The 9,996-nt window shown below is 33.7% G+C and carries 13 protein-coding genes; all 13 read right to left on the bottom strand.

Features of this window, described 5'->3' with window-relative positions; translation table 11 throughout:
• Nucleotides 1-109: 109 nt before the first annotated feature.
• Nucleotides 110-1,384: a hypothetical protein gene (locus IGJ39_RS13970; protein ID WP_438765092.1), complete on the bottom strand. Its 1,275-nt coding sequence runs from the start codon at nt 1,382-1,384 to the stop codon at nt 110-112.
• A gap of 83 nt (nt 1,385-1,467) precedes the next feature.
• Complete coding sequence (locus IGJ39_RS13975) at nt 1,468-1,836, bottom strand: hypothetical protein (RefSeq protein ID WP_438765094.1); 369 nt, start codon at nt 1,834-1,836, stop codon at nt 1,468-1,470.
• An 11-nt stretch (nt 1,837-1,847) separates the two neighbouring features.
• Nucleotides 1,848-2,333: a hypothetical protein gene (locus IGJ39_RS13980; protein ID WP_438765096.1), complete on the bottom strand. Its 486-nt coding sequence runs from the start codon at nt 2,331-2,333 to the stop codon at nt 1,848-1,850.
• Nucleotides 2,334-2,417: 84 nt separating this feature from the next.
• Nucleotides 2,418-2,774 (bottom strand): hypothetical protein, encoded by a 357-nt coding sequence (locus tag IGJ39_RS13985; RefSeq protein ID WP_430607451.1) that lies wholly within the window; start codon nt 2,772-2,774, stop codon nt 2,418-2,420.
• A 10-nt stretch (nt 2,775-2,784) separates the two neighbouring features.
• On the bottom strand, nt 2,785-3,402 hold the full coding sequence (locus IGJ39_RS13990; RefSeq protein ID WP_438765098.1) for a hypothetical protein: 618 nt from the start codon (nt 3,400-3,402) through the stop codon (nt 2,785-2,787).
• Nucleotides 3,403-3,413: 11 nt separating this feature from the next.
• Nucleotides 3,414-4,697 (bottom strand): replication initiation factor domain-containing protein, encoded by a 1,284-nt coding sequence (locus IGJ39_RS13995; RefSeq protein WP_438765100.1) that lies wholly within the window; start codon nt 4,695-4,697, stop codon nt 3,414-3,416.
• 299 nt (nt 4,698-4,996) lie between these two features.
• Nucleotides 4,997-5,392 carry a hypothetical protein gene (locus tag IGJ39_RS14000; RefSeq protein ID WP_438765102.1) on the bottom strand — a complete coding sequence of 132 codons (396 nt, stop codon included), beginning with the start codon at nt 5,390-5,392 and terminating at the stop codon, nt 4,997-4,999.
• A gap of 13 nt (nt 5,393-5,405) precedes the next feature.
• The gene (locus IGJ39_RS14005; protein ID WP_438765104.1) at nt 5,406-6,917 is read right to left on the bottom strand and encodes an FtsK/SpoIIIE domain-containing protein; all 1,512 of its coding nucleotides are present in this window, start codon (nt 6,915-6,917) and stop codon (nt 5,406-5,408) included.
• Between the two features lie 140 nt (nt 6,918-7,057).
• Complete coding sequence (locus IGJ39_RS14010) at nt 7,058-7,414, bottom strand: HepT-like ribonuclease domain-containing protein (protein ID WP_438765106.1); 357 nt, start codon at nt 7,412-7,414, stop codon at nt 7,058-7,060.
• Nucleotide 7,415: 1 nt separating this feature from the next.
• On the bottom strand, nt 7,416-7,742 hold the full coding sequence (locus tag IGJ39_RS14015) for a nucleotidyltransferase family protein (RefSeq protein ID WP_438765108.1): 327 nt from the start codon (nt 7,740-7,742) through the stop codon (nt 7,416-7,418).
• Nucleotides 7,743-8,681: 939 nt separating this feature from the next.
• Entirely contained in the window at nt 8,682-9,077 is a 396-nt protein-coding gene (locus IGJ39_RS14020) for a DUF961 family protein (protein WP_438765110.1), read from the bottom strand.
• A 5-nt stretch (nt 9,078-9,082) separates the two neighbouring features.
• The gene (locus IGJ39_RS14025) at nt 9,083-9,406 is read right to left on the bottom strand and encodes a hypothetical protein (protein ID WP_178946431.1); all 324 of its coding nucleotides are present in this window, start codon (nt 9,404-9,406) and stop codon (nt 9,083-9,085) included.
• Nucleotides 9,407-9,448: 42 nt separating this feature from the next.
• Nucleotides 9,449-9,769 carry a hypothetical protein gene (locus tag IGJ39_RS14030; protein ID WP_438765112.1) on the bottom strand — a complete coding sequence of 107 codons (321 nt, stop codon included), beginning with the start codon at nt 9,767-9,769 and terminating at the stop codon, nt 9,449-9,451.
• Nucleotides 9,770-9,996: the final 227 nt, after the last annotated feature.

The raw sequence follows: 9,996 nt of genomic DNA on the forward strand, positions 1-9,996 counted from the left end.
CTTCAATGATTGAAGGGCTTCGGCAGTATCTGCTTATTTTAATTCATCTCCTATTAGAAAAAACCAAGAGAAATCACTCTCTTGGTTCGCTTAATTTACATGATAACAATCAATAGAACTCTAAATAATATTTCTCAGTACCATCCGACCAAAACTCTGTAATAATACGATATCCGTTTATATCTATTGCTGCTCTTCCTGCGCTATTTGCTGCTTCATAAGTCGCGTAGAATGTTCCACTTCCAGTGTAAGGATTCAATGCATACGGTGCTTGTGGCGGTTCGGGTGTCGTGGTATTTCCTGTATTCCCACCATTAGTATTTCCAGAGCCGTTTCCTGTTGTACCATTTCCCACAGTATTATTGCCGCCTGTAGAGTTTGAGTTACTTGATCCACTACTTCCTGAATTAGTAGGGGGCGTTACTGGGGTAACTGGTTGAATATTTGGTGTTTCTACTGCTGGAACTTCTTCGATTGGAGCTGGTACAGGTTCAGTTGATTGTATTTGGTTTTCAGCTGTTTCAGTTAGGGCAACTTCTTGTTCTTTTAAAGTTTCTTGTTGCCGTTGGGCTTCCTCTGCAGCTGCCTTCTCCTGTTCTGCTAAAGCTTCACGTTCCTTCACGTTCTCTTCAATCACTTTTAAAGAATTATTAAAAGACTCTTTCGCTTTCTCGTTTTTAATCAACTTGACTTCTTTTTTAAAAGCCTCGTATTTTTCACGATCCGCTAGATCAGTTGCTTTGCCATCTTTGTATAACTCTTCCATCATTTTATTTGTTTTATTGATTTGATTGACTTGTTCAGTCGCTAGATCAAGTCCTTCATTCAGTATGTCCTCAAAACTTTGTTCTTCTTTTACCTCCTTTTGGTAATAAATATCTCTGATATCCTTCAATTGTCCCTCAGACAAATCATCAATAATTATTACATCTTGGTCACTTTCAGCACCGATTAGATAAGGTTTTTGAAATAGTCCATTGACAGAATATTTCCCATTTAGTTTTCTTTGTACTGCTTGCAGTTGATTCTTAATTGATGAGACACTGTTAACATTTAACTGATATTTATTTTGATCACTTTTTCTTAAATCTAATAGTAATTGGTCCGTTTCCTTAGTTGTCTTTTCATAAGCTTCAAGCTGCTCAAGTAATGAATTGATTTTCTCCTGATTCACTTCTTCTTTTAAAAACTGTTTGGAGTCATCTGTATAAATAGCGGATAATTCTACTTGGATCTGTTTCAACTTCTTCTCATTTGACGATAGTTCACTTGCTGCCACTTCTACTTGTTTTTGATAGCTTGTTTCACTCAAAAAATAGAACCCAATACCACATAAGGTAATCAATGCCATACTAACAATACCAATTTGCACTTTTTTATTCATTACTTCCTCCCTTTGTTAACGTTTTCTAAAACTTACCATATTTATATTGTTATTTTCTTTACAATTGTTTTAAATCGATCTTGTTATCTTAAAAAATCGAATTTTTTTATGGCTTTTAACACATCTTTATAGGAGCCATTTGCACAATATACTTTTACATTTTTAGGGGTATCTCCAAAATAGTAGGAAGCTTTATAAAAACTGTACTGTTTTCGGATCACAACATCATGTGTATTTCGGACACAGATTGCTTCTACAAATAAATAGGTGTGCCTTGTCAATCGTCTTTCGTAGCAAATATCTACGATTGGACGAAATGGAAGATCCTTTCGCTTTAGTCGTTTTTGTACAGCTTCATACACTTCGTATTCTTTTTTGATTGGTGTAGCAGTAAAGATATTAAATCCATAATCTCGTTTCAATATGACAGACAGTGATTCCGAAAAAGGCATCAATTCCCTCCTTACTTTTTCCTAAAAGAAGCAATCAATGGATCATTTAAAAACTCTTCCTTCATTTTTTTATAGCCAATCTGCTGTGACATCGTATTGATTGAAATACGTTCCTGTTCATAGCCACGCAAATATACGTCATTCGCTTCAAAATATGTTGCAGCACGTTGGCGCTCGTATTTTTCAACAAAAATAAGGTCTTGCAAATCAAACACAAGACCAGTCAATAATTTATCTAGTTTTAATCTTTCGATGTGTCCATTTACAAAATTATCCAAGGTAAGTATATTCATTTCGGGTTGAAAATACTGGATTCGATTGACACCAAAATTCGTTACCATTTCTTGTAAGTAAGCATAATCCGGCTCTCTTCTGTTTCGATCATAAAAGGTATAAAAAGAATTCTCTGCTCTTCTTAATTCTGCTTTAAGCAAAATTTTTACTTGTGGATCGTTTACATCAACGAATGATAATTCATTCAAAACATGTCGAATCATTTCATTGTATCTATAGATATATTCACCAAACCTTATCGGTTCTCCTAACTCTTTCAAATACATAATATTCACACAGACTTTCTGTTACAACGGACTTTTTGTATTAAAGTCTTTGAGAATTTTTTTCCGAAATTCAACATATTCTGGTTGAATAATGTTATAGAATACTACATGACACTCGTATTTAACTCTTCCTTCAGAAGCATCTAAAGGTAAGTTATTATATATTTGTTTTTTCTTTTTCTCCCATAGAGAATCCATCTCATTTCTAAAATCATAAAAGTATTCCGATTCAATCAAACTAAAATCGAAATCTTTTTGTGAGATACCATTTTCGGTTAATGCTAGTAGAAACTTAAATTTCGTCTCGAGCATCTTAGTATTCCAATAATTCATAATAACAGATTCAAACTTTAGAGATTTTTCTTCATGTTGATCCATATAAATCCCCCTATACTTCATTGACTAATTCATTATTTTTTATTTCCCACTCAAACCATTCCGAAAAATCTTGCTTAAATCCATCGACTCGATACTGATTTTGTAAATCTGCTGCTTCCCCATCATTGGGATCTAAATAAGTCGGCTTCTCTTTTGGGCGAGCATAAACACCGATCCAGGTCTCATAGTTTCCTTCAAAATACCCATCTACTAAATAGCCTTTTTTAGCAAGTAATTTTCGGACTTTTTCTTGCATATCCTGAGCATTATTTGGTAGAAAAAAACGATACTTTGAAGCAAACTCTTGGAATTTGGTGACTTGAACTGCGAATTCTTTTTTCTTTTCGAAGTATTCATTCCACAATGCCCATTCTTTATTCGTTAAGTTTCTTCTGTGGATTTCATATAGACTATCAATTCGTCGATAGGCAGTTTCTCTAAAATGAATTTCTCCTTCACAATCATTCACTTTAGAAGTTAACACTGGAATAGTTAATTTCTTATTTTCATCTAGATCCTCAATTATTTTTTTGATTTTTGTAATGTCGTTGATCGTCTTAATTAATTTTTCAGTTTCTTTTACGATCATTTTAATCAAATGATTTTCTATAAATTCTCTACTGGTCATTGTTCTCCCTCCTACTGCACATATTCGTTTTCTAAATGAAATTCTTTTTTTATATAATCTCTTAGTCCAAGATTACTTTCACTTGTAAGCAGCAAATCCTTCGCACCGACACAGACTTGTTCAATCAATTCTTCATGCTTTTCTTTTAATTCTGCAAACTCGATCCGTTCCATCAACTCATTTGTGCCTAAGCGTGAATCAATCAGCTTGATCATTTTTAGGGAAGGCGCTAAATAGTTAGATAACCACCGTAATGTCTTTTCTATCGAAGGCTTTTCGCCTTGAACAGATAAACGTAAACCTTCTAGTTTATCAATCACGTTGTACCATTCTTTACAATAAACGCGCATTCCATCTTCGATTTCATATACAACCAGTGAAGCGTTGATAATCTCTTTGACTAACCAATCTAAACTCTCACCAGTCGATAAAAAGTATTCCACAAACAAAAAAGCCTTCTCATCAGAAAGCCGGATTTCATAACGGTTCTTAATTTCATGGGTCTCTCTCGCTTTCTCAATCGATAGACCTTCTTTACGTGCTAATTCATAATCTTTTTGGTAAAAGTTAAAGTAAAGTGGTGATTGACGACTTCCAAAATAAAGAGACAAGCCTTTATTCACTTTTTGACCTTTCTCGAATGAATAACCACCACTAAAATCGAAATTTTTGAAGGTCGTACCAATCAAACCAGCTTCCATCTTTTCTTTTAACTTGTATAAATCAAAATTCGACTGCCCTTTAACAATCAATTCATCTAGTGCAATGTCAATTCGGGTGATTTTTGTGTCGACAACTAAGCCTTTGCCAAAAATATCATCATCGTATAAGGAACGAAAAAACTCTGTCCATGTCCGATCATGATCCTCATCAAAAATTTCTTCCAATTGTCGACAACCTTCACCAGATAAATCAAGCATAATTCCCATATTTATATTTTCTGGATTCCGAAACAGCCGAATCGATCCATACGAAAATGTTTCGGTATAGTGATAAAACCCTCGAGCTTCATGGGTGAACCAATCCATATCCATGTGGAGTAACTTACGAATAATCGTTTGGACATCCATCGTTTTAAAACGTACTCTTAAAAAATCGATTTTTGCCTCCACAGAGGCTTTACCACCATCAATGTGAAGAACTTCACTCACTTTTTCAGCCAATTCTTTGGAAATTGCACGTTTGCCATTCTCAATTTTAGAAATCAAACTACGTTCGATCTGCAACTTATCCGCTAGTTCTTGCTGTTTCAGTCCTAATTCTTTACGGAATCGCTTTAACTCAATACCTCGCAACGATTACCAACTACTTTCAATAAATGTGACAACTTTCGCCCATTTATGTGACAAAAATCAAATCGCTGTACCTCTTGTGCCCCAAGGGATAAACGACACTTTTTATATCGGTATGTTAAATTCTACCCCCATGTTATAAAAGGGGGGTTCATTCGTTGAGGTGGGCATTCGCCCACCTCACGCCTTTTTATTTGATCAGGGATATAACAGTTGCTAGAAGTGTGAGCGGGTGTGGGTTCGCTGCGCTCACCCGCCCACACTTACTACAGCAACTATCCCTGAAATAAACAGGCGTATAGCTACCTTTTTTCCATTGCCTCTATTTTTTGTTTTAAATAGGAATTATCCGCAATAATCTCTTTGCTCAGTTCAAGCAAAGACTTCAAGTCTTGTTTCATCTCGAGTAATTCCTTTTTATTTGCCTGGAACTTCTTCCATTCCTCCGAACCAAAAGCTAGTTCAATCGCTTCATCCAAGAGAACATGCTCTTTTCTTAATAAAATAAGTTGCTTAAAATCAAGCAAATCTCCTCTGGAGAAAACTTTATAACTATACGTATGATTTGCTGTATTTTTTGCGTATCTTCTTTGAAACTTTCTATCTGTCAATTTCTCTATTTTGATTGCCCAACTCTTTAATGTTTTCAGTGCGACTACTTCACCTAGCTCCTTATATATTTCTTCAAAGGAAAACATTGGTTCCTCCTCTCTACGCAACATACTTGTCGGTTAATTTATTTAATAAAGCATTCTTTGATTTCGCTTCTTCATCCATTTCCGCTAATGCTTCTTTGTCTACATGTTTAGCGATCGTCGTAGAAAGTTCTTCTTTGGTTTCAGCTTCAATTGATTGAAACCCTAACTCATCATTTATCTTTATAAACTCATATATAAAGTCAAACGTCATTGGTACTTGTGGACAATAAAGTTCTTGGGCAGTACTTCCACCTTGTGCTGCGTATCCTCGACCATACACTTTTTGCCCAAGAATTTTCTCTACGAACTTAAACTTTTTATTTTTATTCTCATCCCCAAAAATCATCAATATACCTGCTTCAGATAATCTTCCAACAGACATGCGGAACATAAATTGATCACGTAAAGCTGTTTTAATAAACTCACCATCTGGTCGCTGCATTGCTACAATAAAAAATATGCCACACTGTCGAGCTTTTAAAATCAGTTGAGTCAGATACTCGTCCACTTCACCGTCCGACTTATAGTCCGTTCCGATTTCCGCTCGAAAAGCAGCAAATTCATCGATAATGACAAACTTTGGTTTTAAGCCATAGTACGCATAATTCTTTCCCATTTTAAACTCTTCACTATGATTCATCATTTCAAAGCGAGCTTCCATTAATGCAACGGTATTTCTCAAGCAATTAATGATATCGATTTTACCTGTATGGACTTTTCCTGCAAACATTGGAATACAGTTTAGAGCCATCAGATCACTATTCTTAGGATCACAAATCTCAATATCCGCTACTCGACAAAGTGCATAAATCAAAGCTAAAAGTGTAAATGTTTTCCCGCCTCCGGTACCTCCGCCAAGCAATAAATGCGGATCTTTATCAAAATGCCAATATAAGTTTTTCATCAATTGGACTTTTCCTTTATCCGCTTGCATTTCTGTGATTGAAATCCGCTGCGAATAGACATCTGTCACTAACTCGTAAGTAACAAATCCTTTCTCATCGACTTTCGCAATATTATCCGCATGAAAAGTTGTTTCTAAAAAGCCACCAATTGTTTCAAATTTATCCTGGAATTTATTTCCTGCAGTCTCAAACGAGATAAAAATGCTCCCTTTCTTTGCTTTATAATAAACCTTTGGAAACTTGATCTTCTCTTTGGTTTTCCCATTAGACGTCTTCACTTGTTTTTTCGTATAATACCCATTATCAAGAATCATTCGAGCAAGAAGCTGTTGCTGCTCGACACGAGAAAAGTATCCTGAACGAACAATTGATAAGCGGATGAAAAAGAAATTAATGGCTATACCTGCTAAAGATATACCTAAGATAATCACTACAGGTAACACGTATACTTGCCAGTTATTCTCCTTTTGTTCAATCAAAGGGTAAATCCATCTATAACCGATGAAGTAGCTTAAAACACCTAAATAAGGCATAAAAAATAGCACTTGGTAAAGTGCCAACAGATTTCTTTTGTAGTAGCGAATTCTTTTCCCACGATAATGAATTATTTGTTTTAGCAATCACTCACCTTATTTCTATTTTTCTATTGTCATTTAAGGTTCAATTAAGTTTGATTGATTATTCTTACAACATACCAAACAAACTCCTAAACACTTTTTTTCATTTCTCCTTTCTCTTGCAGCCCTTTGTGGCTGCTTTTTTATGTCATTCTTTCCAGTTGTTTTATTTTTGACCGGCAAAATGTCGCATAGACAGGTATAAACACCGTCGCAAATTCCCATACTGTCCGCTCATTTACATTGCTATAAGCATGTGCAAATAAATTGCGAATGTATTTGAGCCGACGCCAGTCTACTTCCTTATTCGTTTCTTCTTTAAATGTATCGGATAACTTATTAGACATTTCCCCCACTTGCATCAAAGACATACTGACTGCATGAAAAAACACTCGATCATTGATAAAAACTTCGTAGTTTCTATCAAAACGATTGAGTGTTTGATCGATGTCATCACAATAAGTCAATGACCCATATAAAATACGCAAATCAGCTTTCATTTTATTTTTCAAATATTTTTAATCGCTCCTCCATTACTTGTTTTGTAAATTTTTTTTGGATTGTTGTTGGATTTGTATTTGCTAGTGCTTCAATCTCTACTAGATCGATCTCATGATCTACTGCTTTTTTTAACTCTTCAAAGAAGTCACTATAGACTAACCAACGGTATTCTTCTGGCATACCTTCTGTACCCACTAAGAAATCAATATCACTTTCATTTGTCGCTTCATTTCTTGCGTATGATCCAAAAATATAAACGACTGGCACTTCATATTTTTCAGCAACAGGTTTTACACGCTGCTCAATCTCTTTTACCGTTAATACCATCTTATAGCACTCCTTTCATATTCTATCTTTGGTTTCATTATATGGTATTGTATCTATTCAGGCAATTTTCTATTTTTAGTAATAGCTAAAGAGTGAACTCACTTATTTCCAAAAGTTTATCTTTTGAAATTTTATTTTTGATATAATTATCTCAAATAATTATATAAGGAGTTATGTCTATAAATACTGAATTAATGAATGTTTTTTTATTAGCTGTAAATTTAATATGGGTAGCCTACAATACAAATAAAATTAGAATTATAGAAGCAAATCAAAAAATTTGCTCCTATTTTAATCGATGAGATTTTCAAACCATATTATTTGAAAATTGAGTGTCATTTATTTATAGCTATTACTGATGATAATAAAGAACTGATATCTTCCAATCTAATAGAATTGTATGATCAACTAAAAAATAAAAATTTACTTTTTTACATATCTGATAGATTATTAGTATCGTTGGAAGAAACAATTGATATCTCTAAATCAAGTTACTTTGATAAAAAAGAGTTTAATAGGAAATATCAACAATTTTCTAGAGATTATTATTTTGAGTTAAATAAATTTAGAAAAATAGTTGGATTAAGAAATCGAACACCTTATTTTAGAATTCACCATAATTTATACAAATATAAGATTCAATGGTTGATTATAAAGTATTCATATTTATTACCAATTGCAATAATTGTAACCCTATATTTATATTACTTTTATAATACATTTCTTAAATAGCTATAAATAACTCCTATAGCTAATAAAAATAGTAGGACCTTTACATATGTTTCACCTGATTCATCCTGCGAATAGCATTCATACGTTAATCCAATAAACCTATCAAAAACAGTATATGTGTAAATAAATTATTCTGCATTATAAAATCCTTTTTCAAATTTTTAGATGATAAGTTAAAGAAAGCTTTCTATAATCTGTAGTATTATACTAGCTTTCTTTTTTCTCTTTGATTGGAGCAACAGTCCGAGTAATACCGAACTTTTTAATGCCAGCAGCTCGAATTTTAAAGGCTTGTTCCGACTGGATCGTATTGTTATAGCCCTCATACGTGCTTAACCAAGCTAACGCAGTCACTTCACCAGTCAGTTCGATTCTGTCATCATATTCAATGCCTTCTACTTTGTAATCTGGTGTAATCGCAATTTCGATTTGATCGTTTAACTTTTCGGAATAAACAGTTACACGTTGCTCACGCACTGTATCAGTTACTCGATTTTCTTCATCTCTTTCAAAAATTTGATCCACTTCAAGAAAATACATCGTTCCAAAAGTTGCTTGAACATCAAAATTCTGAATCGTATTATTTTCAAATGTTAAACCCATTTTTATTATCCCCCCTGCACTACTTCTAAACGTTTCGCATAAACAACTAGATCCAGTGAACGACTATTACCAATATTATTTCGCTTGGCATTTACACGTACAACAGGTTCAATCAGACGAATTTCTTTTCTTCCCACAAATGATTGTGAGTTTCTTAAATTGGGTACATAGATCTCAAAATCACGTTGCTCAGCGCTTGAAGCTGTAAAAATACGTCCTCTCAACTGATTTCCGTTCACGTACATATCACGTTCCATATTGAATACTGCTTTGATTTTCTTACCTAACTGTTTTTCAGTTAAGGCAATTTCTTGAATACGATTTGCCAAATAAATGACCTTCTTTCTTGTGTAATATTTTTTCCGTATGAATTAATTCCAAATATCTCCATCGTTTAAACATTTAGTTATAAAATCATTAATTGGCTTTCGATAGGATTTTTCGGCTTTATTGAAATATTGACGAACATCTTGGCATGTCAAAGTCTCATACAAAAACTTATCCTTCAATTTATTAAAACGATGTTCAATGATTCTTTCTACTTCCAGCTTTGCAAGGTGGATCTCATCTGCTTTCTCTTCTTTATCGATCTTACTTTTATAGATAGCATTATCGATTCGTCCAAAAAAATCTTGTTCTAATTGAATCCAAAATTCTTCTAATTCAATTCTATGATCAATTGCTTTTGACAAAATTTCACCAACTTTCTATGATCTTTTATGATTTAATGAAAAAAGCACAACCAGAAAAAATCTGACTGTGCTTCACATAATTGTTGAAGGTTGCTACTCCTATGTATCACTTCATGCAACAACCTTTTTCAAGATAATAGATTCTTTGTTCATCGTAGTAGAATGTGCAGAGTACTGCTGACAATAGTTTAAAAGTTCGCTTACGCTATGAAATAAACTATCATCCA

The organism is Enterococcus sp. AZ140 (assembly GCF_051714405.1).
Lineage (GTDB): Bacteria > Bacillota > Bacilli > Lactobacillales > Enterococcaceae > Enterococcus_B > Enterococcus_B pernyi.

Coding starts and splice junctions, on each gene's coding strand:
- IGJ39_RS13980 (WP_438765096.1), bottom strand. CDS start 2,333: ATGATTCGACATGTTTTGAATGAATTATCATTCGTTGATGTAAACGAT.
- IGJ39_RS13970 (WP_438765092.1), bottom strand. CDS start 1,384: ATGAATAAAAAAGTGCAAATTGGTATTGTTAGTATGGCATTGATTACC.
- IGJ39_RS13985 (WP_430607451.1), bottom strand. CDS start 2,774: ATGGATCAACATGAAGAAAAATCTCTAAAGTTTGAATCTGTTATTATG.
- IGJ39_RS14010 (WP_438765106.1), bottom strand. CDS start 7,414: ATGAAAGCTGATTTGCGTATTTTATATGGGTCATTGACTTATTGTGAT.
- IGJ39_RS14015 (WP_438765108.1), bottom strand. CDS start 7,742: ATGGTATTAACGGTAAAAGAGATTGAGCAGCGTGTAAAACCTGTTGCT.
- IGJ39_RS13975 (WP_438765094.1), bottom strand. CDS start 1,836: ATGCCTTTTTCGGAATCACTGTCTGTCATATTGAAACGAGATTATGGA.
- IGJ39_RS14000 (WP_438765102.1), bottom strand. CDS start 5,392: ATGTTTTCCTTTGAAGAAATATATAAGGAGCTAGGTGAAGTAGTCGCA.
- IGJ39_RS13990 (WP_438765098.1), bottom strand. CDS start 3,402: ATGACCAGTAGAGAATTTATAGAAAATCATTTGATTAAAATGATCGTA.
- IGJ39_RS14020 (WP_438765110.1), bottom strand. CDS start 9,077: ATGGGTTTAACATTTGAAAATAATACGATTCAGAATTTTGATGTTCAA.